The sequence below is a fragment of the Capnocytophaga granulosa ATCC 51502 genome, assembly GCF_000411115.1.
Lineage (GTDB): Bacteria > Bacteroidota > Bacteroidia > Flavobacteriales > Flavobacteriaceae > Capnocytophaga > Capnocytophaga granulosa.
This window is the reverse complement of sequence record NZ_KE150257.1, coordinates 16,436-41,826: the sequence shown is the minus strand read 5'-3', so window position 1 is coordinate 41,826 and position 25,391 is coordinate 16,436. Positions and strand designations below refer to the sequence as shown.

The following is a 25,391-nucleotide window of genomic DNA, read 5'->3' as shown; positions in this document are numbered from 1 at the left end:
ATAGGTCAGTAGTCAGGGGTCAGTTTCAAGCGCTGACCTCTGATGGCTGCCCTTTGATTACTGAAAAAAAATTTGTTTATATGTCTGAAATGTTATATATTTGCGCAAAATTAGAAAACCTTAATTAGTCATTAATCATTGACAATTAACAATTAATAATTAACAATTGATATGGATCTTTTTTTGAGCATCTTTCCTATTGTGCTACTGATTTACCTCATGGTAAAGCGCAATGCTTTTCCTTCGTATGTAGCACTCCCACTGATAGCAGGTTTGGTATATCTGCTACAGATGTTTTACTTCAAGAATGAGTTTGTACTACTCAATGCCAATATCGTTTCGGCGATTATTTCGGTATTCACCCCTATTTCGGTGATTTTCGGGGCGGTATTCTTCAACCGTATGATGGAAGCCTCTGGGGCTATGAATACGCTCCGCCAGTGGCTGGGCAACATCAGCCCGAATCCTGTAGCACAGCTGATGATTATCGGCTGGGCTTTTGCTTTTATGCTTGAAGGGGCTAGTGGCTTTGGTACCCCTGTGGCTATTGCAGCGCCTATCTTGGTAGGCTTAGGGTTTAAACCTATGCCAGTGGTCATGCTCGCTTTGGTGATGAACTCTGTACCTGTTTCTTTTGGAGCAGTCGGCACCCCTACTTGGTATGGCTTCAAAACCCTCTTGGATAGTGGAACAATTAACGGAGATGATGTTTCCAAAATAGGACAAATCACTGCGCTTGTTCACCTTATTGCAGGTTTTGTGATTCCAGTATTGGCTTTGCGCTTTATTGTTTCTTGGAAAGAAATCAAGCAAAATGCACTCTTTATTCTTATTAGTATCCTCTCTTGTACCGTTCCTTATTTCTTAATTGCCCAGTTCAATTATGAATTTCCTTCCTTAGTCGGAGGGGCTATAGGACTCTTTATCTCAGTATTGGTAGCAGGCAAGGGCATAGGATTGTCCAAAACAGCAGAGGTACAAGAAAAGCAATCTATACCAGGCAGTACCCTTATCAAGGCTTTTACGCCTACCCTTTTGCTTATTGTGATTCTGATCATCACCCGAGTAAAGCAGCTCCCTCTCAAGGCGATGCTCAACGATGCCACTGAGTGGTTCCAGTTCTCCTTGGGTGAAATGGGAGTGTTCAAAGTCAGCCGAGGATTGATCTTCTCCGTAGAAGATATCTTCCGAACTGGGGTAAGCGATAGCTATAAGCTCCTCTATACGCCTTCGCTCATTCCTTTTATAGTTACTGTGGTACTTTCCTTCTTTATATTCCGCTTGTCTTGGGATAAGTGCAAAGACATCTACCTCAAGAGTGCCTTCCAGATGCAGAAACCTTTCCTTGCCTTGGTAGGTGCTATGATTATGGTGAAACTCATGATGATTGGCGGAGAGGATTCCATGACCCAAGTCATTGGTAAGGGATTGGCCAATGCCACACAGCAGCATTGGGTGTCTTTTGCTTCCTACTTAGGGGCTTTGGGGGCATTCTTCTCGGGTTCCAATACCATTTCCAATGTTACCTTCGGGGCGGTACAGTATTCGGTAGCTACCGCCACAGGACTTTCCGTACCACTGATTTTGGCCTTACAGTCAGTAGGGGGTGCTATGGGAAATATGGTGTGCATCAACAATATTATTGCAGGTTGCTCCGTCCTAGGTATTGACAATGCAGAGGGTAGTATCCTTAAGAAAACGGTTATTCCTATGCTCGTCTATGGGATTATTGCCGCCATTGTAGCACTATTTTTATAATGAGTCAATCAGCAAATTCGCTCATTAAGAATATAAGAATACTATGAATACAAATATAATTCCTTTAAAAGAAAAGCTTAGTTTTACTCAGTATCAGGCAATTATTAAATTCCTAAATGATATAGGGGTTGAAGTGGCAGATTCTGAAATAGACCAATACGATAATATTCTCACTCAAGAGGATATAGAGGCTATTATGCTTTCTCGTAAGCAAATACAAATGGGATTAGGAATAAAGAATGAAGAAGCTCTAAACAGGAATCTATTGAAATCTAATGAATCAATTAGCAAATTAGCTCATTAGTTAAATAACTAAAAACTAAAAACTAAAAACTAAAAACTTTTTCGTATTTTTGCGCCCTAAAAAAAATTATATGACAGCTATTAGAAACATAGCCATTATTGCGCATGTTGACCACGGAAAAACAACCTTAGTAGATAAAATCTTACACCACTGCGCGCTCTTTCGCGATAACCAAGAAACGGGCGAGTTGATTCTGGATAACAATGATTTGGAACGCGAACGCGGGATCACTATCCTCTCTAAGAATGTATCGGTCAATTATAAGGGCACAAAAATCAATATCATAGATACCCCAGGCCACGCCGACTTTGGTGGGGAGGTGGAGCGTGTACTCAATATGGCCGACGGGGTACTCTTGCTTGTAGATGCCTTTGAGGGGCCTATGCCACAGACACGCTTCGTGTTGCAGAAGGCCATTGAGATGAAGCTCAAACCCATTGTGGTAATCAACAAGGTGGATAAGGAAAACTGTACCCCAGAGGAGGTGCATGAGGCAGTATTTGACCTTATGTTCGAACTCGGTGCAGAGGATTGGCAGCTGGACTTCCCTACTGTATATGGTTCAGCCAAGCAGAACTGGATGTCCGAAGACTGGCGCAAGCCTACCACTACCATAGAGCCACTTTTGGATATGGTAGTCAAGTATATCCCTGCTCCTGAGGTTACCCAAGGTAGCCTCCAGATGCTCATTACTTCCCTTGACTACTCTACCTTTACAGGGCGTATTGCCATAGGACGCTTGCACCGAGGTACTCTTGAGGCAGGTATGAATATCTCCTTGGTAAAGCGCGATGGTAGCATCATAAAATCAAAAATACGCGAACTCCATACCTTTGACGGCCTAGGGCGTAAGAAAGTAGAGAGCGTACAGGCAGGTGATATCTGTGCCATTGCTGGCTTGGAAGGTTTTGATATTGGCGATACCATTGCCGACTTTGAAAATCCTGAAGCACTGCCTACTATAGCTATTGATGAGCCTACCATGAGCATGCTCTTTACCATCAATGACTCGCCTTTCTTCGGCAAAGATGGAAAATTCGTTACTTCCCGACATATCAAGGAGCGTCTCGAACGCGAATTGGAAAAAAACCTTGCCCTACGGGTGGAGGCTACCGATAGTGCGGATAAGTTTATCGTCTATGGTCGTGGGGTGTTACACCTTTCGGTACTTATCGAGACCATGCGTCGCGAGGGCTACGAACTACAAATAGGTCAGCCCCAAGTTATTATCAAAGAGATAAACGGTGTGAAGTGCGAACCTGTAGAGGAACTCACTATAGACCTACCAGAGAATGTCAGTGGAAAAGCGGTGGATTTTGTTACCCTCCGCAAGGGTGAAATGCTCAGCATGGAGCCTAAGGGAGAGCGTATGGTCATCAAGTTTCTTATTCCTTCCCGTGGCATCATAGGCCTTAGAAATCAATTGCTTACTGCCACAGCAGGAGAAGCTATTATCCATCACCGCTTCTTGGAGTTTCAGCCTTTCAAAGGGGAGATTCCAGGACGTATCAACGGTTCGCTCATCTCTATGGAACAGGGTACCGCTATTCCTTACTCTTTGGATAAGTTGCAGGACAGAGGACGTTTCTTTATCTTCCCTGGGGAAGACATCTATACAGGACAGGTAATCGGTGAGAACTCCCGTAGTGGGGATATGGTGGTCAATGTAACCAAGACCAAAAAGCTCACCAACGTACGTGCTGCAGGTTCCGATGAAAAGGTGAAACTCGCTCCGCCTATTAAGTTTTCCCTAGAAGAAGCCCTCGAATATATCCAAAAAGACGAATATGTAGAGGTGACTCCTAAGAATATGCGTCTTAGAAAGATTTATTTGGACGAGAACGAGCGCAAACGCCACGAGAAAGAGTTTAAATAATGACAAGTGACTAATGACAAGTGACTAGTGACCAGTGACCGCATAGATAACTCAAAATTCAGAACTCACAGCTCAAAACTACAATGAAAACAACAGCGCAGCGTTGGTATATAAAATTCCTACAATGGAAGACACAGTACCTCACACATAGGCAGTTTATACTACTGCTTTGTGTGTTGGTAGGGGTCGCTACGGGCTTTGCTGCACTGGCGATGCGCTCCTTGACGCACTTTATTGAGGAGGTGCTGGTGGGCAATATTATCCGCTATATTAACTATGGCTTCTATGTGGTTTTCCCAGCGGTGGGTTTTCTCTTGGTCTATTTGGTAAAGAAATATGTAATCCGCAAGGACGTCAGTCATGGGATTCCCTCTATTCTCTATGCAGTAGCCAAGCAAAAGGGGATTATGAAGCGTTTCCAAGCCTATGGGAGCTTGCTTACCGCCCCTATTACCATTGGCTTTGGGGGGTCGGTAGGGCTCGAAGGACCTATGGTGGTTACAGGAGCAGGTATCAGCTCGCAGATAGCCCGCTTGTTCCATATCAACCAGTCCGACCGAATGCTCCTTTTGGCCTGTGCTTCTGCGGCGGCTTTGGCAGCGATCTTCAAGGTACCTTTGGCGGGTATTCTTTTCGCTATAGAGGTTTTTGGCTTAGACCTGACACTCTGGTCGCTGTTGCCGCTTTTTGTAGCCTCTCTTTCGGGGGTGCTGATCTCTTATCTGTTCTTTGGCAATGCAGCACTACTGCCCATTCAGGTCAGTGGTAGCTTCCTGATGCGCAACATTCCTTTCTACCTGCTCTTAGGGGTAGTAGGCGGCTTCATGTCGGCTTACTTTACCTTTGTCTATGAGTGGGTGAATCGTTTCTTTGCGCGCTTCTCCTCGCCCTATGTACGCTTACTTATAGGAGGAGCGGTGTTGGGCTTGTTGGTTTTTCTTATGCCACCACTCTATGGGGAAGGGCATGAGGTGATTAACCACCTCAAGGAAGGCCACCCAGAACTCTCCTTAGGAGACAATATCTTTGGTTGGGACTTGCATAATCCTTGGGTTATTATCCTGCTTTTAGCTGGCTTGGCTTTCTCTAAGGTAGTGGCCACCTCGGTAACCTTTGGAGCAGGGGGAGTAGGAGGTATCTTCTCGCCTATGCTCTTTATGGGTGGGGTGATGGGCAATTGTTTTGCTCGTATTATCAACCAAATAGAGTGGTTGCCACATAAGCTACCCTTGGCCAACTTTACCCTTATCGGAATGACAGCCCTGATGACTGGGGTACTTCATGCACCACTGACGGCTATTTTCCTTATAGCAGAGGTAACAGGCGGTTATGCTCTTTTTGTCCCAGCAATGGTCACAGCCGTGATTTCCTTCTCTATAGCTAAGTATTTCAACAAATATTCTATCTATACCATGGAGTTGGGTCGCAAGGGAGAGCTTGTTAATCAGGATAAAGACCAAGCCATTCTCACCCTTATGGATATGGGGCAGGTGATAGAGACCAATTTCGTCCCTGTCTATACCGATATGAATCTCAAGGGCGTGGTCTATGAGGCTGTCAGAGAGTCTTCTCGCAATATCTTTCCTGTCTTGGACAGAGAGAAAGGCAGCTTAGAGGGGGTAATTCTCTTGGACGATATTCGCCACCTGATATTTGAAAAAGAACTCTATGAGAAAGTCTCCGTCTTGGAGATGATGCAACCACCTCCAGCCCTAATACACATGGGAGTGGATAACATGAACCAAGTTATGGATAAGTTCCAGAGTACAGGTGCTTGGAACCTGCCTGTGATCAAGGAAGGGAAATACATTGGTTTTATCTCCAAATCCAAACTCCTAACGGTATATAGGAGAAAACTGATTTACTTTAGTAACAACAAATAGTTGTCAATTGTCAATTGTTAATTGTCAATTATTCAAAGTTTGTAACTACTCAGTACTTTGGCTTGAACCAACATGGGAAATAACAATTAACAATTGATATTATGGTTGCTATACAAGGGACAGAAGGCTCATTTCATTATCAAGCTGCTCAGGACTACTTTGGCAGCGGGATAGATATCTTGGAGTGCCGCTCTTTTGATGCAGTGGTCAAGGCACTCCTTACGGGTCAGGCTCAGACGGGAGTCATGGCCATAGAGAATAGTATTGCAGGGGCGATATTGCCCAACTATGCGCTAATTGATCACAACAATTTGTACATAGCAGGGGAGTATTATATGAATATTCAGCATCACCTTATGGCACTTCCAGGGCAAGCACTCTCGGATATTAAGGAGGTACATTCCCACTATATGGCACTATTGCAGTGTAAGGATTTCTTTGAAAACTATCCAGATATCAAGCTTGTAGAGGCAACCAATACCGCTCAAGCCGCTAAACAAATACAGCAAGAACAGCTAAAAGGAGTAGCAGCGATTGCCTCGACTTCGGCAGCGGCGCTCTATGGCTTAGAGATTTTGGCCGAGGGCATACAGACCATCAAGCAGAATGCGACCCGCTTTGTAGTGCTCACCACTAAAGACCCTTATACCAGCAAGGAAGGTATCAACAAGGTAACTCTCAAGTTCCAACTCTATGACCAAAGTGGGAGTTTGGCCACGGTGCTAAACGTACTGAGAGACTACCAGATTAATATGACCAAGATCCAATCTCTTCCTGTGATAGACACGCCGTGGAAATATGCTTTCTTTGTAGAGGGAACCTTTCCCAATTACCAGCAATATAAGGAAGCCCTCCGCCTGCTTGAGGTTATGAGTGAAGACCTGAAGGTGTTGGGGGAATACCAAAATAATTACAAGTGACAAATGACAAGTGATAAATTATAAGTGATGAGTCATAAAACTAATTACTAATCACTAAAAACTAACAACTAATCACTAACCACTAACAACTGAGATTATGACAATATTTACAGAAACGTATAAAGTACGTAGCACCCAAGTGAATTTGAACAACCAATTAGGCCTCTATGGCGTATTGGGTATGTTGCAAGATATAGCCGCAGAGCATGCGGCGTCCTTAGGTTTTGGCTATAAGGACTTAGTTAAACAAGGTTTTTTCTGGGCACTGATCCAGCAGAAACTCAAGATGTATCAGTGGCCACAGTGGAATGAGCGGGTAACCATTCATACCTGGTCATTGCCTATTCAGGGGGTGCATGCCTTCCGCCAGTTTGAACTCTATGTAGGTGACCGCAAGATAGGGGAGAGTACCTCCACTTGGATTACCATGGATATTGCCTCTCGCCGCCCTATTGATATGACTGACCGCCAAGCGCTTTTTCACCCCCGTCGCGATGGAGGGCTTGATATGCAAACTGAGCGTGTGATGCTACCAGAAGAGATGATTCATGTGACTGATTTCAAGGTGAGAATTAGCGACTTGGATGTTAATTCTCATGTCAATAACGTGAAATACACCCAGTGGGCATTGGATATGATGCGAGAACGAGACCATCGTGAGTGGGTGATTCAGGAATACGATATTAACTTTCTCTCTGAGACCTTCCTTGGAGATACCATGCAGGGTTACAAAAGCCGTGGTCGCTACCTCAACCCTGAAAAGACCCTTGTGGAGACCTATCTCTATGCCCAAAAGGAAGGAGGCGCCAAGCCAGCGTTTATTGCCAAATGGCGCGCCAAATCAATTGTTAATTGTTAATTATCAATTGTTAATAGCTAAGAGAATGAAAGAAAACATACTAAAGAAAAAGAGCATGGCGCTTGCTGTGAGAATGGTCAATCTTTATAAGTATTTGACAGAAGAAAAAAAGGAATATGTACTTTCTAAGCAAGTCTTGCGCAGTGGCACCTCTGTTGGAGCTATGGTATATGAATCAGAACATTCTGAAAGCACTTCAGATTTTATTCATAAGCTTACTATTGCTCAAAAAGAAATAAATGAAACCTTATATTGGTTAGAACTTCTATCAAGAACAGATTATATTGCTCCAAAAGAGTATGATAGTATAAGAACAGATGCAACTGAAGTAATTAAGTTGCTTACTAGTATTCTTGAAACAACAAAAAAATAACAGCAATAATTATTAATTGTTAATTGTTAGTTGTCAATTATACAAGAGTTGGAATCGTATAATGTCTCTGTTTAGTTTGATGTAATAGACAACTAACCATTAATAAGTGTAGCATTACGAATGCTTTAAAAATTAAGCATGCGTATCGCAGAATTAACAATTGATAATTAACAATTAAAAGAAATGTACGACGTTATAGTAGTCGGAGCGGGACATGCAGGCTGTGAAGCTGCTGCCGCTGCCGCCAATACAGGGGCGAAGACCCTACTTATTACCATGCAACTGCAGAACATGGCACAGATGTCCTGTAATCCCGCAGTAGGAGGCATTGCCAAGGGGCAGATAGTCCGTGAGATCGATGCACTGGGAGGCTATATGGGTATTATCACTGACCAAACCGCCATTCAGTTCAAGATGCTCAACAAGTCCAAAGGCCCTGCCATGTGGAGTCCGCGTGCCCAAAGTGACCGTATGCGTTTCTCAGAGGCTTGGCGCTTGCAACTGGAGAAGCTTCCTAACCTTGATTTTTTTCAAGAAATGGTTACAGAAGTACTCATAGAGGGCGACAAGGCTGTTGGGGTTAAAACCTCCCTTGGAAGCGAGATACGCGCCAAGAGTGTGGTGCTCACCAACGGTACTTTCCTCAATGGAGTATTGCATATTGGTCTAAAGACCCTTGGTGGGGGTAGGGCAGGGGAGAAAGCCGCCACAGGCATCACCGAGTGCTTGGTAGCTCATGGGTTTGAAGCAGGGCGTATGAAAACAGGGACACCTCCGCGGGTAGATGGCCGCTCTTTGGACTATTCCAAGATGACTCCCCAACCAGGGGACGATAACCCTGAGAAATTCTCCTACCTGCCACTAACAAAGCCTCTGGCACATCAACTGGATTGTTATATGACCTATACCAGTGAGCAGGTGCATGATATATTGCGTACAGGCTTTGACCGCTCCCCTATGTTTACCGGTCGTATCCAGGGAGTGGGGCCGCGCTATTGCCCTTCTATTGAGGATAAGATCAACCGCTTTGCCGATAAGGATCGCCATCAGCTCTTTGTAGAACCCGAAGGCTGGCATACGGTAGAGATGTACGTCAATGGCTTTTCCACTTCTCTCCCTGAAGAGGTACAGTATGAGGCCTTGCGCAAGGTGGCAGGCTTCGAACAGGTGAAGTTTCTCCGCCCTGGTTACGCTATAGAATACGATTATTTTCCGCCAACGCAACTCAAAGCAACCTTGGAGACCAAACTGGTAGAAAACCTCTTTTTTGCCGGTCAAATCAATGGGACGACAGGCTACGAAGAAGCAGGTGCGCAAGGGCTCATCGCAGGGATCAATGCTTCCCGTAAGGTGCAAGAGCAATCGCCCTTTGTGCTTAAGCGCAACGAGGCTTATATAGGAGTACTGATAGATGACCTTATCACCAAGGGCACTGAAGAGCCTTACCGCATGTTCACCTCCCGCGCTGAATACCGCACGCTGCTCAGGCAAGACAATGCCGATGCACGCCTAACCCCTATGGGCTATGCCTTGGGCTTGGCCAGTGAGGAGCGCATGTGTCTGCTGGAAGAGAAAGAGGCCAAAACAGCCGCTTTTGTACAGTTCTTCAAAGAGACGAGTATTACCCCCGAAGAGGCTAATCCGCTTTTGGCCAAGTATGACTCTTCCCCTATGAAGCAGGGCGATAAGATGGCTAAGGTGCTAGCACGTCCCAATATCACAGTGGCCGACTTTATGGAACTACCTCAAGTAAAGGAGTTTGCCGATGCACAACAGCTTAGCAAGGAAGTACTTGAGAACACGGAAATAGAGATCAAGTATGCGGGCTATATAGAGAAAGAAAAGAACAATGCGGACAAACTCAATCGCTTGGAGGATATTCGCATACCTGAAAACTTCAATTATGACAAACTTACCTCCCTCTCCTTCGAGTCACGGGAAAAGCTTAAGAAAATACGCCCAACGACCCTCTCCCAAGCCTCTCGTATCAGTGGGGTATCGCCAGCGGATATAAGCATATTGCTGGTGTATATGGGGAGGTAGTGATTAGTGACAAATGACAAGTGATTAGTGACAAGTGATTAGTGACAAGTGACTAATGAAAAGTGGAGAGTACCATTCTTCACTTTTTATTTTTCACTTAATTTGTCTGCAATGCTGCGGTCGTTAGCGAGGTGTTGGGTTTTGTTCTGACCTCCTAATTTGCCTTGGGATTTCATGTATTGGGCGAAGCTGCCTTTGGCCACAGGGGTAATGTGTAGGCGCTGGAGTACCTTGCCCTCTATCAGGTCTTTGTAATAGCTGTTTTGTGCTTGTAGGGCTTTGTCAAGGGTGTTGGCGAAAGCCTCCATATCCTTGGGGGCTTGCTCGAACTCAATGAACCACTCATGGTAGGGGAGTTCTCCTGCGGGGGGATTGACTTGGGGTGCCACGGTAAATTCGCTCACTTCGCCCCCTTGTTGGGCAAGGGTCTCGGCGAGGGCTTCTTCTACTTCCTTGGCGATGACATGTTCGCCAAAGGCTGATATAAAGTGCTTGATACGCCCTGTTACCACGATGCGATAGGGGGATAGGGAGGTGAACATCACCGTATCGCCCATGTTGTAGCCCCATAAGCCTGCATTGGTGGATACAATAAGCACGTAATTCACGCCCAACTGTACGTCCTTGAGGGAGATACGCTTGGGGTTTTCACTAAAGAAAGTATCCGCTTCGATAAACTCGTAGAAAATACCCGCATTGAGCAGCAGCAGCATCCCCTTTTGCGTTTGCGTATCCTGATAAGCGAAGAAACCTTCGCTGGCGGGGTATAGTTCCACACTATCTACCTTGCGACCGATGAGGTGTTCGAACTTTTGGCGGTAGGGTTCGTAATTGACCCCTCCATAGATAAACAGCTGAAAGTTAGGGAAGAGTTCCCCCACTGTCTTTTGGGATTTCTGTTGGAGACGTTCGAAATACATCTGTACCCAAGGGGGAATCCCACTGATAAGGGTCATATTCTCATGGATAGTTTCCTCCACGATGGCATCAATCTTCGTTTCCCAGTCCTCAATACAGTTGGTTTTCCACGAAGGCATACGGTTGGTTTGCAGGTATTTAGGCACATAGTGCGCAGAGATACCCGACAGCCTACCTAGGCGTATACCATTCTTCTTTTCCAAGATAGGGCTTCCTTGTAGGAAGATCATCTTGCCTGAGACAAAATCGGCCTTGCCTGTTTCAGCTATATAGCACATGATAGCATTGCGAGCCGCCTCTATATGATATGGCATGGAGTCCTTGGTCAGGGGGATATACTTCGCCCCGCTGGTAGTGCCAGAGGTTTTGGCAAAATAAAGCGGCTTGCCAGGCCAAAGGATGTTTTCTTCGCCCTTTTTTACCCGTTCTATATAGGGAGCTAGCGCCTCATAATCGCGGATGGGTACTTGGCGGACGAAATCCTCGTAGGAGTGAATCTGCTCAAAGTGATGATCGCGCCCGAAGGCAGTATGTTTGGCTTTTTGGATGATAGAGAGAAAGACTTTCTCTTGGGTTGCGATAGGGTCAGCAGCCCAGCGATCTATCTGTTTGCGTATATAGGCAGCCCACTTACGGGCGATAAAGCTCTTTAGACTCATGATAGTTGTGTTGTGATTATTTGATATTCATATAGTTAAGAGGATCCACAGGATAGCCCTCATGCCATAGTTCAAAGTGCAGATGGACACCCGTGGAGAGCTCTCCTGTATTCCCTACTTGGGCGATGACCTCCCCGGCACGCACCTTGTCGCCTTGTCTTTTAGTGATGGAGGCGTTGTGCTTATACACCGATACGAAGTTATGTGGGTGTTCTATAATCAGCACGAAGCCTGTCTGTGCAGACCATTCTGAGAAAATGACGGTACCCTCGCCTATGGCCTTGACTGGGGTGCCTTCGGCAGCGGTAAGGTCGATCCCATAATGGCGTTTGTCGGCCTTGAACTCATTGGAGATCATACCTTGGATAGGCGGGAAGAAGGCCTTACGGGTATTGGCAGTAGCCACGTCAAAGACATTGTAGCGTTCCTCATTGGCTACCTCTGAGCGGAGTTTCATTTCCTCTTCGCTGGCTTGGAGATCTACTTCCGCAGGGATTTGTTGCACCGCATTAAGCACGGAGTCCTTATTGATCTTATCGGGTTCTATATCCCCAGTGAGAACTTTTTGGAGCGAAAGGAAATAAGCGTCATTGCTGGCGATGCGCTGCTGTAGGGAGTCGGCATGGAAGGTCAGATCCACGATTTGTTTGCGTTGGTCAGCCTCGGAGAAGCCTAAGATATATTGTCTAAGCGGGGAATAGATGATCACCAAGGTCGTGAGGGTAATCATCAGGATTGCAAATAGGCTGCTATATACAAAGACATTGAGGCGGTTCAGGCGAAAGGTTTTGACCTCCTCCAAGGAAGATTCGTTCATGATCACGACTCTATACTTGAAGAGCCATTTGCCATGTATAATTTTGCTAAATCGTTCTTTAAAAGTCATTAGTGAGTTTTTAGTTGTCAGACGTCAGTGGTTAGTGGTCATCTGATAGGAAAGTGCAAAGATACAACATTTTGGGGGTGAAATCAAGGAAAAGTTTTGAGTTTTGGGTTTTGAGTTGTTTGTGGAAGTAAGGCTTTTTCCTTCATTGCTGGGTATTTCTGAATTTATGCATTAAAATAATTTTGTGAAATGGGGATAATGTGTTATCTTTGCTACATCCTTTGTAAATCATCTCTTGCAGGGGAGTGCTACGAGCGCTAAAGGGAAAGGCAGAAAGAGACTGTCCGAAAAGACTTGTTTAGTGGGTAAATTGCCATTTGCCCCTACAACAGAATCTAAAATAAATCTTGTCAAATGATTTACTATATACTATCTATCGCGATATTTTTAGCAGTATTCTTAGCTAAAGGTATTACCATAAGAAATAAGTTTTTGATACTTGTTTTATGTGGGCTGGCTTTCTTTGTGTATGTAATAGCAACTTTTGACAGCGCATATTCAGAGGATAAAATGAGAGAGCGTATCCTCTTCAGTAGAGATGTCATAGGGGAAGATAAAACAATTGTCAATGAAAAGGGGCCTATAATGTTCTATTATGATAGTATTACTTTAGATAGTCGTAAAATAGCTTTGATTAAGGACGATAAAGGTAATAATAGCATATATTATGCAGACTCTCTGTATCTTTTTCCTTATCACTTTATAGTTGATAAAGATACGATTGATGTAAGGGATATGAAGATAGATAGAGTAGTAGGTGAAAATGGATTAGAGGTATCTGTTTATCAAGGGAATAGTGGTCATTATCAGTATGATTTCATTTTGAAAGAAAGGCTCTATCTTACCAAAGTATTTATACTGGACAAGGAAGAGAAATTAGATAGTATATTGATTGATCGTTTTTTGCCAATAAGTGATAGAGAACAACGCAGAATAGATTCTTTTATCAATAGTGATTTAGACTTCTAAAAATAATTGAAACTTTCATGCGAACAAAAGAGGAAGGTATGAGCTGCCATATAAGCGCTAGCGGGGGAAGAATGACAGGCAAAACTTGAGTAAATTATGAGAACCCAGTTTATTATGTTTTTATTTTGTGTGCTTTTCTTTTTCTATAAAGGAAGCGCACAGGAGCGTTTGAGTTATGAGTTTTATAATAAGACCGAACGCCTTGGAATCGGCTTGGTAAAAATAGAAAAGCAGCTTATAACTGTCAAAAATCAAGGACTTAGTGAGCATATAGAGGAGGATATGTATAATCCTAAGCATATAGTTCCCCTATTTTTTAAGCCTGATTATAATATCTTTTATGTGGTCTGTCTTGAGAGGCAGAAGGCATATTATAAGGTGCTTTCGGCAACGGGTGATATATATTTTGTACCCAAAGCAGAAGCCAAATTTGTGTCTTGGGCAAAATTTCTAAGGAATACTACGGGAATAACCAACCTAAATTGGGAGCTGAATCCTTTGCAAGAGACGCCTTCTGAGCAATCAAAGGTGATTAGCACAAAGGATAGGGAGGCTATATACCAAGTGATAAGCGTAAAAGGAGATTGGGTAGAGATACAAAATGAGCATGATGCTCATGAAAAAGGCTGGATTCGGTGGTGCAAAGCAGATAATTTGTTGATAGAGATTTGTTTGCTGATCTAACATTTGTCATTATCTCACAAATCCTCTTTTAGACTACACAGAGCAAGACCCAATAAGCAACCTATCAGTATGATATAGGGGCTTACTAAGAACACAAACATGGAAGGGGCTACCCATATATTGCTGGGGAGATCGGAGTAGAGCAAGTGAAAAAAGCCAAACCCTAAAATGACACTTATTATAAAAATAGCATAGAAGAGAATAACCCCTATAAAGAAACGGAAAAAGCGAACAATCTTTTCAAAATGAATATATTGTCCTGCCAAATAGCCTAATACTAAAGAGATTAGTACAGCGATAGGTATGGGAATCCATAGGACTCTTGTGTTTCCTCTGTCCTTAGCTATGGGAGAGAGAATCCAATTGATAAAAATGACAATCAGCAGCATCTCTAAGGCCATAGCATTTAGTATGTAAATAGTGGAACGCTTCATAGAAGTGAAAAATGAAAAACTCAAAACTTTTTCAATTTGCTAAGATAGATGCCTAATACGCATCCAATGAGTAAGATAAAGATACTTGTAAATAAGAAAAAATCATAGAATAATCGCCAATAATCATCAGATAGGTTGCCGTATATCAGCCCCATAATATAGAATCCTAAGAGGCTGCTTATAACAAAAATAGCATAGAACACTCCAAGGCCTAACCAAAATCGCGCCCAAGGTGGTAGCTTCTCCCAAGGAAGGTACTCCCCAGCGAGGTAACCCAAGGAGAAAGAAATCAAAGAGGCGGGTAGGATGTTGGTCATTATAGGAATGCTGTCATTTCCTCCTTTCAAAAAGGCAAAAAGAAGGATGGTAAGACCTGCAAAAATTAGGGCAACCTCTAAGTGTAAGGCAATGAATAGGTAAATGGTGGGACGCCTCATATTAGTGACTAATGACAAGTGACAAACGACAAGTGTTCAAAATTTTTTTGCAAAGATACGAGTTTTTAGTACAGATATAAAAAAAATCTCGTATCTTTGCGCTCAAAAAAAGTTATGTTAGCAAATCATATTTTCTTGGGGGTGATAGGAGCACCACAAGTGATCATTATTATAGCCGTAGCCTTGTTATTTTTCGGGGGTAAGAAGATTCCTGAGCTGATGCGAGGACTGGGCGGTGGTATCCGTGAGTTCAAGGATGCCATGAAGGATGGTGAAGCAGAGAAAAAGGAAGAACTTGACAAAAGAGAAATCCTTGACAGAAGCGAGCAGCTTAAAAAGTTAGAAGAAAAAAATTAGTAAACTTTTGGAACTTACACACTAGCGGAGAGAACTTTCATTCGGTCTTATAACAAGATCGGAGGGAAGTTTTTGTGGTTAGTGATTACTGGTTAGTTGTTAGCAACTCAAAACTCAAAATTCAAAACTATTATGACTTTATTAAAATCTCAAGTAATAGAAGCCCTTCGCAAGATTACCTCTCCTGGAGAGGGGGGCAACCTGATAGATGCGGGGGTGGTGAAGAATATCGTGATTTTTGGCGACGAGGTGGTGGTAGATGCTACGATCTCCAACCCTTCCCTACAGGCGAAAAAGAAAGTAGAGGTAGAGATCATGAAGGCGATCCATGCCGAGGTATATGAAAAGGCGAAGGTGAAAGTCAATATCACCGTAGAGGCAGCACCTACATCGGATAAGAATGAGATCAAAGGCAAGCCTATAGAGGGAATCAAGAATATCATTGCTGTGGCCTCTGGTAAAGGAGGCGTCGGCAAATCTACCATTACGGCCAACCTAGCCATTGCCTTGCGTAAGATGGGCTTTCGGGTAGGCCTTTTGGATGCGGACATCTATGGACCGTCTATCCCGATGATGTTTGACGTACAAGAGGAGCGTCCTGCCTCGGTAGAGGTGGGTGGTCGCTCTAAGATGAAGCCTGTAGAGAACTATGGGGTGAAGATCCTTTCTATTGGCTTTTTTACTCACCCTGACCAAGCGGTTATCTGGCGTGGCCCTATGGCTAGCAAGGCACTGAACCAAATGATTTTTGATGCTGACTGGGGCGAACTGGATTTCTTGCTCATAGACCTACCCCCAGGCACAGGCGATATCCACTTGAGCATCATGCAGGCTTTGCCTATTACCGGTGCGGTGGTGGTAAGTACCCCGCAGAATGTAGCCTTGGCCGATGCCCGCAAGGGAATCGCGATGTTCCGCCAAGAAACCATCAATGTACCCGTATTGGGACTGGTGGAGAACATGGCCTATTTCACCCCTGCGGAGCTGCCAGAGAACAAGTATTATATCTTTGGCAAGGAAGGCGTGAAGTCCTTAGCCGAACGTACCGATACACCACTGCTGGGAGAAATCCCCTTGGTGCAGAGCCTACGCGAATCAGGTGATGTAGGACGCCCTGCCGCGCTGCAAGAAGGAACGCCACTGGCCAAGGCCTTTGAAGACTTTGCCCGCAACACCGTAGCAGAGGTGGTAACCCGTAACCAATACCTAGCCCCTACCGAGGCTATCCAGATTACTACCATGGCAGGTTGTAGTCCTAAGAAAAAGTAATGTACTAAAATTATCAAACATACATGCACGAAGTAACCGTCTATTGGGAAGGAGACATGCAGTTCACCTCCACTAACCCCAGTGGCAATTCATTCTTTATTGACACCACTCCTGAGAACGGAGGAGAAAACAATGGTATGCACCCCAAAGCCTTGATGCTTTCTGCCTTGGCAGGTTGTACAGGTCTGGATGTGCTGGCCTTGCTTAAGAAAAAGCAAATCGTATTGGACAACTTTACCCTTGATGTACAAGGGAAATTGGCCAAGAATCACCCTCGCATCTATGAAGAAGTAACAGTAAACTACTACTTTGAGGGAGAAGACTTGGATGTAGAACAAATCACTCAGGTAGTGAGCCTTTCGGTAGAGAAGTACTGCGGGGTGATTGCCATGTTCCGTCAATTTGCCACTGTACATATCAAGTTGTTCTTTAATTCCGAGGAGCACCCTTATCATGGCGAATAAGCTAGTATGGGAGTACCGACCCGAACCCCCAAAGGAAGCGGTGAAGGGACTTGCCCACACGCTTTTTAAGGAAGAACTCCCATGGCATGACACCATAGCACGCCTGCTTTTGCAAAGGGGGATTAGCTCCTTTGACCAGGCGAAGGCTTTCTTCAATCCCTCCTTGGCCGACCTACATAATCCTTACCAAATGAAGGACATGGATCTGGCCGTGGAGCGTATCCTTTCAGCCATAGACCAAGAGCAGCCGATACTTATCTACGGAGATTACGATGTAGATGGTACCTGCTCGGTGGCCGTGCTGTATCTGTTTCTCTCGGCTATCTACCCCCATGTATTTACCTATGTACCAGATAGGTATAGGGAAGGTTATGGGGTTTCTACTCAAGGGATAGACTTTGCCGATGACAACGAAATACCCCTTATCATCACCTTGGATTGTGGGATCAAGTCTCATGAGCGGGTTGTCTATGCCCGTGAGCGTGGGATAGATATGATCATCACCGACCATCATACCCCATCGGACACACTTCCTGAGGCGGTGGCAGTACTCAACCCCAAGCGAGCCGACTGCCCGTATCCCTACAAGGAACTCTGCGGTTGTGGTATAGGCTTTAAGCTCGTCCAAGCCCTCTGTACTGCTTTAAACCTTCCTTCGGAAACTGCCTATAGGTATTTGGACTTGGTGGCCTTGGCTACCTGTGCCGATATAGTTCCCCTTACGGGAGAGAACCGCATACTGGTACATGCAGGTTTGCAGCTAATCAACCAGCAACCCTCAGAGGTCATGCAGCTGCTGCTGGCCTCGGCCAAGCATCCGGTGGAGGTGAGAGACTTGGTTTTTGTAGCAGCGCCACGAGTCAATGCCGCAGGGCGTATGCAACATGCCGAAAAGGCGGTACGCTTGCTCACAGGTCAAGACTTGGATGAGGCCGACACCCTAGAATATCTCAACACCCAGCGCAAGACTACCGATGAGCAGATTACCGATGAAGCCTTGCGTATGATTGTTCTTGACAGAGAGGAAACCGCACCAGCGACAGTAGTCTTTTCGCCCCATTGGCACAAAGGGGTTATCGGGATTGTCGCCTCACGACTGATAGAGACCTATTACCGCCCTACCATTGTCTTTACCCAAAGCGGAGAGGTCTTGGCCGCTTCTGCGCGTTCGGTTAAGGGCTTTAATCTGTACGAGGCGCTTTGTGAGTGTCAGGACGAACTGATACAGTTTGGCGGACACACGGCGGCGGCAGGTATGACGCTGCACCCAGATAACTACGAGCGTTTCAAGCAGAAATTCCAAGAGGTGGTGGAGCGCACGCTTCCGCCAGCGCTTCGCGCCCCTAAGCTGCTACTCAGTGGAGAGTTACCCCTATCCGACATTACCTATACTTTCTACCGTTGTCTGCAACGTTTTGCCCCCTTTGGGCCTAAGAATATGACGCCCATCTTCTATGCGCATAATGTATTGGCCAAAGAAGTACGTAGGGTGGGTAAGGACTTTTCTCACTTGCGTATGATCCTCAATGACCCTAAGAGTAATCATGATTTTGTAGCTGTAGGTTTTGGCTTGGGCTACCAAGAATCGCTTGTAGAAAGCGGTGAACCCCTAACTGTCGCCTACCAACTGACCGAAAACTCTTGGCAGGGGAGGACAAGCTTGGAGCTGATTGTAAAAGCAGTGAAGATAATGACGAGTGACCAGTGATTAGTGACCAGTGACTAGTCCTTAACCTCTGTTCTCTAACAATTATAGGAAATCCCTATACTTCAATAGATTTTTTCTTAAAAGTAGAATGATTATAAATTTCGTTTAAGGCGTAAAAAAGAAGGGAGAAAAGCTAAAAGAGATAAAAAGAATACGTAAATTTGCGGTAGTTTTTTAACATATTATCCTTATGGAACAAGAATCCTTTCGCAATTCTATAGGTACGGTAGATACTTCAGGCAAGCGTGTATGGGTATTTCCTAAGAAACCCAAGGGGCGTTATTACCGCTATCGCAAGTATGTGAGCTATCTGCTATTGGCTATATTCTTCATCTCTCCTTTTCTGAAGATTGATGGAAATCAGTTTTTACTCTTCAATATCTTAGAGCGAAGGTTTAATATCTTTGGTTTTCCTTTTTGGCCACAGGACTTTTACCTTTTTGTGCTTTCTATGATTATAGGAGTGGTCTTTATTCTGCTCTTTACGGTGGCCTTTGGGCGTATCTTTTGTGGGTGGATCTGTCCGCAGACGATTTTCCTTGAGATGGTTTTCCGTCGCGTGGAGTATGCCATAGAGGGTGACCGCAATGCGCAGATGAAACTGGACAAACAGGCTTGGGACTGGGAAAAAATCCGCAAGAAAGGGCTGAAATGGCTCATCTTCTTTATGATTTCTTTTGTGGTGTCCAATGTCTTTTTGGCCTACCTCATCGGTAGTGATCAGCTACTGGTAGAGATCGAGGAGGGGCCACTGAAACACCTTAATACCTTTATTGCGCTGCTTATCTTCACCGGAGTATTCTACTTCGTTTTTACATGGTTCCGCGAACAGGTATGTATCATTGCCTGTCCTTATGGGCGCTTGCAGGGGGTACTTCTGGACAACAAATCCATCGTAGTGGCTTATGACTACAAGCGAGGCGAGGGCGAAAAGGGACGTAAGAAATTCCGCAAAAATGAGGACAGACAGGCCATGGGGCATGGCGACTGTATAGACTGTTTCCAGTGTGTACATGTGTGTCCGACCAATATAGACATTCGCAACGGAACGCAGCTAGAGTGTGTGAACTGTACCGCTTGTATAGATGCCTGTGATGAGGTAATGGTAAAGTCGGGTATGCCAAAGGGGCTGATACGCTTTGCCAGCGAAGAGGAAATCGCCAAGAAGGAGCCGTTCCGCTTTACCGCACGTATGAAAGGCTATGCTTCGGTACTTACTATACTCATAGGTATTCTCATAGGGCTGCTCTTCTTGCGTAGTGATGTACAGGCCAATATTCTACGTCTGCCAGGTCAGCTCTACCAGAAGCAGGGGGATATGATTTCCAATGTCTATACCTACAAGATTATCAATAAGACTACCCAGGACTTCGATCACCTTACCTTCAAGATTGTAGAGCCTAAGCAAGCACAGATAGAGGTTGTAGGGAATCCAGATATCCACTTGGGCAAGCAAGGGCTTGTGAGTGGTACCCTCTTTATCAAGATGCATCAGGCCTTTGTTACCGAACGCAAACTCAAGCTCAAAATAGAGGTTTATAGTGGTAAAAATCGTATAGAGAGCACCACGACGACCTTCTCAGGGCCGATCACATTTTAAGTGAAAAACGAAAAGTGAAGAGTGAAAAGTGAAGAACTTTTCACTTTTCGTTTTTCACTAATTTTCTTATCTTTGCCCTTGGTAATCCATAAAACAATGTATCATGAGTGGTGTAATCACAAATATAGACCAGTTAGACCTTACCCATGGGCTTTATACCTATGCTGATTATATACATTGGCAGCTCAAGGAGCGATTGGAGATCCTCAAAGGGAAGATTTTTAAAAAGAGTCCAGCACCTGCTGTCTCTCACCAGAAAATAGCTAGAAATCTTACGGGGGAACTTTATAACTATTTTAAAGGGAAAACTTGTCAGCTCTTCTCGGCACCTTTTGATGTAGTATTAGGAAATAAAGAAGGTTTGGAAGATAGTGTTGTACAGCCCGACCTCTGTGTGGTATGTGACCCCAAGAAGTTAGAGAATGACAAGCGCTGCTTAGGGGCGCCTGATCTTATCATAGAGATCCTATCTCCAGGTAATTCCAAGAAAGAGCTGCGTTATAAGTACGAACTCTATCAGGAATCAGGAGTTTGTGAGTATTGGGTGGTACGCCCTACTGATAAGGAGATCACCCAATTTGTATTGGAGAATGGTCAATACCGTGCGCTTCCCCCTATTGTAGAGGGAGATGTGATCCATTCGGTAATATTCCCAGAGTTGGGAGTTGCTACAGAGGATATTTTTAGGTTATAAAAGGAATTGATACTCATATACTTTAGGCTCAATCTCTTGCCCAAGGCGAGAGAGGGCTTGTCGCAGGGCACCGATGAGGCTGTTATAAGTTTCATCGGTGCTTTTGTTGTTCATTTTACCTTTGTCATCGTTTTTCACTACCTTGTAACTTGGGTGCTCTGTAGGCTTCCCATACCGACGACGCGGTCGTAGCGGTCGGCGGTGTCGCGGTAATAGACCAAAACGGTATAGGTATTTTCTGTTTGGTAGAAGTTGCCCCCTATGGCGTTGTAGTCGGCTTGGCCGTTGTGCTTGAGGGCAAACTTGTAGTTATAGAAACCTTGCTTTAGATAGACATTTCCTACATACACCTTTTGTTCTTCATCAAAGTGGAGCTGATAGTCCTTCGTTAGGGCATTATCGGAGAAAGCGCCATATACATATAGCTCGTCCGAGGGGTCTAAGTCCTTGGCCGAGAGGGAGAACTGTATTAAGGCATATTCGCCCTCTATGCTATTGTCGCGCCCATGGTCGCTGACAATACGGAAATTCCCGTCTATATCAGGGTTATAGGTATAGGGCAGATGAGCGCGGGGGCTTTGAGTAAAGAGCTGGCAGAAGTACTTGTCCCCTTCGCGGCGGGTGGTATATACTCCAGAGGTAGGGGAGCGCAGGTCGCGGTTCTCAAAGTAAAAATACTCATTGCCCCCCCAGAAGGAGGTTTCTCTGTCGTACTTATACACCAAGTCATTGCCCAAGATATATTGGGGAGGTACGTTCATAATAGCGTTGTCCCAGCGGTAGTTTTGTAGGATTGTAACCTTGACAGCCGTATTGGGAGAGACAAACTGTAGGGACTTGGAGGATATTTTCATCTGGACGCTTTGGCGCGTCTCGGCATACTTGACCTCACGGGACTGCTTTACAGAGAGCTGTACGGTGGCTGTAGGGCTATAGAGGAGAAAGCGACGGGTAAAGATAGGCCGTTGTTCGCTATCGGTAATAGTCAGTAGATAGTTGCCTGTAAGCAAAAAGTCAGTATCGTCGTTGGGAAGGGTTAGGTTGTAGTGCGTATAAGGCTGTAGCGTGCCATAGGAATAGCGGTACTGGGTCAGGCGCACATCGTCCATGCCACGGAGATATTCACTCTTGAGCAGGCCTGAGGGTTGCCAATCGTAATTGCAGTGCATTAAGGTATAGTAATAGTCCGTCTCTCCCCCGCGTAAGTCGTCAAAGGAGAGAGAGAAGCTGCCTCCTAGCGTAACAATAGGCAATTGGCTATAAGGGTCGTCGCCAGCGCGAAAGATAATGGTCTTGATATAGTCGGGGGCGGTCTTCTCCTGCGCTAAGGAAAGCAGTGGGAGAAGGAATAATAGGAATTTCTTCATGCGTTTTGAATTTTGAGTTGGCAAAAATACGAAAAAAAGCCGAAAAACATTTGCTAAGAGCATAAAAAAGACTATCTTTGCGGTAGATTCAGTGGTCAGTAGTCAGTGGTCAGTAGTTAGTCACTTGTCACTTGTCACTAACTAAAGATTAATATGGTGATAAGCAAGTCTATTTTGTAAGGGATATTGGGGCACAGGAGCTTTGGAGTACATTAGCGAGCAGCTACAACGCGAGCTACCAGGACTTCGTGGGTTCTCAGCAACGAACCTAAAGAGGATGCGTGTTTTCTATGAAGAATGGACAAGTAATTCGTTATCAGATAATTATAATTCGACCGTCATGACGGTCGAATTACAATCAGGCGATTCTAATTCGTCACTCACGAGTGACGAATTGGGAGAAAGCACAGAACACATTTATTCTACGGATGCGATTGTTAAGTTTTCACAGCTATCTAATTATGAGGAAGCACTCACAAAATATTTCTTGGCTATTAGCTTTACCCATCATGTACTTGTTATGAGTATGGTAAAGGATATAGAAGCGCGTTTGTTCTATATAGAATTAGCTGCTAAGGAATCCCTTTCCGTGCGTGCTTTACAGAAAGCTATTCAATTGGACGAATATAAGCATAGGGGTGCTATGCCTAATAACTTTGTTCAGACACTCCCTGCCTCTCAGCAAGCTCTTAAGGCTATAGGTATGTTCAAAGACGAATATCTGCTTGACTTTATCAATGTAGAGGAGCTTGGGGTACGTGATGTGGAGGATATAGATGAACGAGTGGTAGAGCAACAGATTGTTCAGAACATTAAGCGCTTTATTATGACCTTTGGGCGGGATTTTGCTTTCTTAGGAAGTCAGTATCAGGTAGAGGCTTTAGGGCATACCCATTTTATAGACCTTCTTTTTTATCATAGAGAACTCTCCTGTTTGGTAGCAATAGAACTCAAGACAGGTAGTTTCAAGAATGCCTACTTAGGTCAGTTGAATGCTTATCTGAATATATTGGACGATTTTGTCCGTAAGCCCAATGAGAACCCCAGTATAGGGATTATTCTTTGTAAAGATGTGGATAAGACTTATGCCGAATATATGGTGAGAACATATGACAAACCTATGGGAGTAGCTACTTTTAGAACAGCCGATGAGATGCCTGAACCCCTACGTAAAGCACTGCCTAATATAGAAGAACTGAAGAAATTACTATAGTGGTCAGTAGTCAGTGGTCAGTAGTTAGTAGTTAGTCACTTGTCACTATTACCCCCCCCTTAGAACTCAAAATTAAAAACTTAGAACTAAAAACTAAAAAATAAATGTTAGCAACACAGAATCCTACACAAACAAAGGCTTGGGCAGCCTTAGAAGCCCATTTTGCTAAGGTAAAAGAGGTTACCTTACAACAACTCTTTGCCCAAGATGCGGCACGTGCCCCCAAGTACACCCTCCAGTGGGAGGACTTCTTAGTGGATTACTCTAAGAACAACTGGGACGAGACTACCCGTAATTTGCTTTTGCAATTGGCTGAAGAATGCGACCTAAAGGCCTCCATTGAGAAGTATTTCACAGGCGATAAGATCAACGCTACCGAAGGCCGCGCCGTGCTACATACTGCCTTGCGCTCAGCAGAGAAGGAGATCCTTGTAGATGGGCAAAACGTAATCCCAGAGATAGAGGAAGTAAAAGCAAAAATCAAGGCTTTCTCGCAGGAAATCATCTCTGGCAAGCGCAAAGGTTATACAGGAAAGCCCTTTACCGATGTGGTGAATATCGGTATCGGGGGTTCAGACCTAGGGCCAGTGATGGTCTCTGAAGCCTTGAAATTCTACAAAAATCACCTCAACATTCACTTTATCAGCAATGTAGATGGCGACCATGTACATGAAGTGATCAAGCACTTGAACCCTGAGACGACCCTTTTTGTGATTGTCTCCAAGACCTTTACCACTCAGGAGACCCTCTCCAACGCCCTTACGGTGAAAAAGTGGTTCCTCAAGCATGCCAAAGAGGCCGATGTGGCCAAGCACTTCGTAGCGGTTTCCACTAACCTCAAGAAGATAGATGAGTTCGGTATTGCCCCTGAGAATGTATTCCCTATGTGGGACTGGGTAGGGGGGCGTTTCTCCTTATGGAGTGCCGTGGGGCTTACCATTGCACTTTCGGTAGGGTATGAGCACTTTGCTGCACTTCTTTTGGGTGCCCAGAAGATGGACGAGCACTTCCGTACTGCGCCCTTCAAGGAAAACCTACCGGTACTCTTGGCTTTGCTTTCAGTATGGTATACCAACTTCTACGGGGCAGAGACCGAAGCCATTATTCCTTATACCCAGTATCTACACCGCTTCCCAGCCTACTTGCAACAAGCCATTATGGAAAGTAACGGAAAGTATATAGACCGCGGCGGACAGCGCGTAAATTACCAAACGAGCGCCATCGTATGGGGTGAGCCAGGAACAAATGCCCAACATGCGTTTTTCCAACTCATTCACCAAGGTACTAAGCGCATTCCAGCCGACTTTATAGGCTTTAAGCACTCTCTCTACGGAGATCAAGATCACCAAGATAAGCTCATGGCCAACTTCTTGGCTCAGACCGAAGCGCTCATGGAAGGTAAAACACCAGAGCAGGTACGTGCTGAAGGGGTAGCAGAACACCTAGTACCTTTCAAGGTATTTGAGGGGAACAAGCCTACCACTACCCTGCTTATTGATAAACTCACCCCTGAGAGCCTAGGTAAGCTCATCGCCCTATACGAACATAAGATTTTTGTACAAGGGGTGCTATGGAATATCTATAGCTATGACCAATGGGGAGTAGAACTTGGTAAGCAATTGGCAGGCACAATTCTCAAGGACTTTTCAGCCGCTCAGCCCGCAAAACATGATAGCTCCACTTCGCAACTCATCGAGAGAGTGAAAAGTGAATAGT

General features: G+C 44.8%; 23 protein-coding genes. 18 read left to right on the top strand and 5 right to left on the bottom strand.

Features of this window, described 5'->3' with window-relative positions; genetic code table 11:
* Positions 1–171 precede the first annotated feature (171 nt).
* The 8 genes from HMPREF9331_RS10270 to mnmG all read left to right on the top strand — a co-directional run bounded on the left by HMPREF9331_RS10270 (position 172) and on the right by mnmG (position 10,016).
* Positions 172–1,758, top strand: coding sequence for an L-lactate permease (locus HMPREF9331_RS10270; protein ID WP_016420875.1), 1,587 nt, complete (start codon positions 172–174; stop codon positions 1,756–1,758).
* Between the two features lie 43 nt (positions 1,759–1,801).
* Positions 1,802–2,062, top strand: a complete 261-nt coding sequence (locus HMPREF9331_RS10265; protein WP_016420874.1) for a hypothetical protein — start codon at positions 1,802–1,804, stop codon at positions 2,060–2,062.
* A 70-nt stretch (positions 2,063–2,132) separates the two neighbouring features.
* Positions 2,133–3,938, top strand: coding sequence for a translational GTPase TypA (gene typA, locus HMPREF9331_RS10260; protein ID WP_009640896.1), 1,806 nt, complete (start codon positions 2,133–2,135; stop codon positions 3,936–3,938).
* Positions 3,939–4,021: 83 nt separating this feature from the next.
* Positions 4,022–5,821 carry a chloride channel protein gene (locus tag HMPREF9331_RS10255; RefSeq protein ID WP_016420873.1) on the top strand — a complete coding sequence of 600 codons (1,800 nt, stop codon included), beginning with the start codon at positions 4,022–4,024 and terminating at the stop codon, positions 5,819–5,821.
* Positions 5,822–5,913: 92 nt separating this feature from the next.
* Positions 5,914–6,741, top strand: coding sequence for a prephenate dehydratase (locus tag HMPREF9331_RS10250; protein WP_172539822.1), 828 nt, complete (start codon positions 5,914–5,916; stop codon positions 6,739–6,741).
* A gap of 97 nt (positions 6,742–6,838) precedes the next feature.
* On the top strand, positions 6,839–7,600 hold the full coding sequence (locus HMPREF9331_RS10245; protein ID WP_016420871.1) for an acyl-[acyl-carrier-protein] thioesterase: 762 nt from the start codon (positions 6,839–6,841) through the stop codon (positions 7,598–7,600).
* 25 nt (positions 7,601–7,625) lie between these two features.
* Positions 7,626–7,973 (top strand): four helix bundle protein, encoded by a 348-nt coding sequence (locus HMPREF9331_RS10240; protein WP_016420870.1) that lies wholly within the window; start codon positions 7,626–7,628, stop codon positions 7,971–7,973.
* 183 nt (positions 7,974–8,156) lie between these two features.
* Positions 8,157–10,016: a tRNA uridine-5-carboxymethylaminomethyl(34) synthesis enzyme MnmG gene (gene mnmG, locus HMPREF9331_RS10235; RefSeq protein ID WP_016420869.1), complete on the top strand. Its 1,860-nt coding sequence runs from the start codon at positions 8,157–8,159 to the stop codon at positions 10,014–10,016.
* An 86-nt stretch (positions 10,017–10,102) separates the two neighbouring features.
* On the opposite strand, the gene HMPREF9331_RS10230 is transcribed toward mnmG, so the two are convergent.
* Both HMPREF9331_RS10230 and HMPREF9331_RS10225 read right to left on the bottom strand, forming a co-directional pair.
* Positions 10,103–11,593 carry a GH3 auxin-responsive promoter family protein gene (locus HMPREF9331_RS10230; RefSeq protein ID WP_016420868.1) on the bottom strand — a complete coding sequence of 497 codons (1,491 nt, stop codon included), beginning with the start codon at positions 11,591–11,593 and terminating at the stop codon, positions 10,103–10,105.
* A gap of 16 nt (positions 11,594–11,609) precedes the next feature.
* Positions 11,610–12,479 (bottom strand): M23 family metallopeptidase, encoded by an 870-nt coding sequence (locus HMPREF9331_RS10225; protein ID WP_016420867.1) that lies wholly within the window; start codon positions 12,477–12,479, stop codon positions 11,610–11,612.
* Positions 12,480–12,833: 354 nt separating this feature from the next.
* On the opposite strand from HMPREF9331_RS10225, the gene HMPREF9331_RS10220 reads away from it, so the two are divergent.
* Positions 12,834–13,448, top strand: coding sequence for a hypothetical protein (locus tag HMPREF9331_RS10220; RefSeq protein ID WP_016420866.1), 615 nt, complete (start codon positions 12,834–12,836; stop codon positions 13,446–13,448).
* A 114-nt stretch (positions 13,449–13,562) separates the two neighbouring features.
* Positions 13,563–14,132 (top strand): SH3 domain-containing protein, encoded by a 570-nt coding sequence (locus HMPREF9331_RS10215; protein WP_234945880.1) that lies wholly within the window; start codon positions 13,563–13,565, stop codon positions 14,130–14,132.
* A 14-nt stretch (positions 14,133–14,146) separates the two neighbouring features.
* On the opposite strand, the gene HMPREF9331_RS10210 is transcribed toward HMPREF9331_RS10215, so the two are convergent.
* A complete protein-coding gene (locus HMPREF9331_RS10210) occupies positions 14,147–14,566 on the bottom strand; it encodes a hypothetical protein (RefSeq protein WP_040357458.1) in 420 nt (139 codons plus the stop codon).
* A 20-nt stretch (positions 14,567–14,586) separates the two neighbouring features.
* Positions 14,587–15,003 (bottom strand): hypothetical protein, encoded by a 417-nt coding sequence (locus tag HMPREF9331_RS10205; protein WP_016420863.1) that lies wholly within the window; start codon positions 15,001–15,003, stop codon positions 14,587–14,589.
* 114 nt (positions 15,004–15,117) lie between these two features.
* Here HMPREF9331_RS10205 and HMPREF9331_RS10200 point away from each other — a divergent pair, with 114 nt between their 5' ends.
* The 6 genes from HMPREF9331_RS10200 (at position 15,118) to HMPREF9331_RS10175 (ending at position 21,095) form a co-directional block, all read left to right on the top strand.
* On the top strand, positions 15,118–15,360 hold the full coding sequence (locus HMPREF9331_RS10200; protein ID WP_009643005.1) for a Sec-independent protein translocase subunit TatA/TatB: 243 nt from the start codon (positions 15,118–15,120) through the stop codon (positions 15,358–15,360).
* A gap of 132 nt (positions 15,361–15,492) precedes the next feature.
* The gene (locus tag HMPREF9331_RS10195) at positions 15,493–16,629 is read left to right on the top strand and encodes an Mrp/NBP35 family ATP-binding protein (RefSeq protein WP_016420862.1); all 1,137 of its coding nucleotides are present in this window, start codon (positions 15,493–15,495) and stop codon (positions 16,627–16,629) included.
* Positions 16,630–16,652: 23 nt separating this feature from the next.
* The gene (locus tag HMPREF9331_RS10190; protein WP_016420861.1) at positions 16,653–17,093 is read left to right on the top strand and encodes an OsmC family protein; all 441 of its coding nucleotides are present in this window, start codon (positions 16,653–16,655) and stop codon (positions 17,091–17,093) included.
* Entirely contained in the window at positions 17,083–18,801 is a 1,719-nt protein-coding gene (recJ, locus tag HMPREF9331_RS10185) for a single-stranded-DNA-specific exonuclease RecJ (RefSeq protein ID WP_016420860.1), read from the top strand. Before HMPREF9331_RS10190 ends, recJ begins: the two co-directional genes overlap by 11 nt.
* 190 nt (positions 18,802–18,991) lie before the next feature.
* Positions 18,992–20,401, top strand: coding sequence for a cytochrome c oxidase accessory protein CcoG (gene ccoG, locus HMPREF9331_RS10180; RefSeq protein WP_016420859.1), 1,410 nt, complete (start codon positions 18,992–18,994; stop codon positions 20,399–20,401).
* Between the two features lie 103 nt (positions 20,402–20,504).
* A complete protein-coding gene (locus HMPREF9331_RS10175) occupies positions 20,505–21,095 on the top strand; it encodes a Uma2 family endonuclease (protein WP_009643003.1) in 591 nt (196 codons plus the stop codon).
* A 137-nt stretch (positions 21,096–21,232) separates the two neighbouring features.
* On the opposite strand, the gene HMPREF9331_RS10170 is transcribed toward HMPREF9331_RS10175, so the two are convergent.
* Complete coding sequence (locus HMPREF9331_RS10170) at positions 21,233–22,462, bottom strand: type IX secretion system plug protein (RefSeq protein ID WP_016420858.1); 1,230 nt, start codon at positions 22,460–22,462, stop codon at positions 21,233–21,235.
* 202 nt (positions 22,463–22,664) lie between these two features.
* On the opposite strand from HMPREF9331_RS10170, the gene HMPREF9331_RS13565 reads away from it, so the two are divergent.
* Both HMPREF9331_RS13565 and pgi read left to right on the top strand, forming a co-directional pair.
* The gene (locus HMPREF9331_RS13565; RefSeq protein WP_074698822.1) at positions 22,665–23,675 is read left to right on the top strand and encodes a PDDEXK nuclease domain-containing protein; all 1,011 of its coding nucleotides are present in this window, start codon (positions 22,665–22,667) and stop codon (positions 23,673–23,675) included.
* A gap of 104 nt (positions 23,676–23,779) precedes the next feature.
* A complete protein-coding gene (gene pgi / locus HMPREF9331_RS10160) occupies positions 23,780–25,390 on the top strand; it encodes a glucose-6-phosphate isomerase (RefSeq protein WP_016420856.1) in 1,611 nt (536 codons plus the stop codon).
* The last annotated feature ends 1 nt before the right edge of the window (position 25,391 follow it).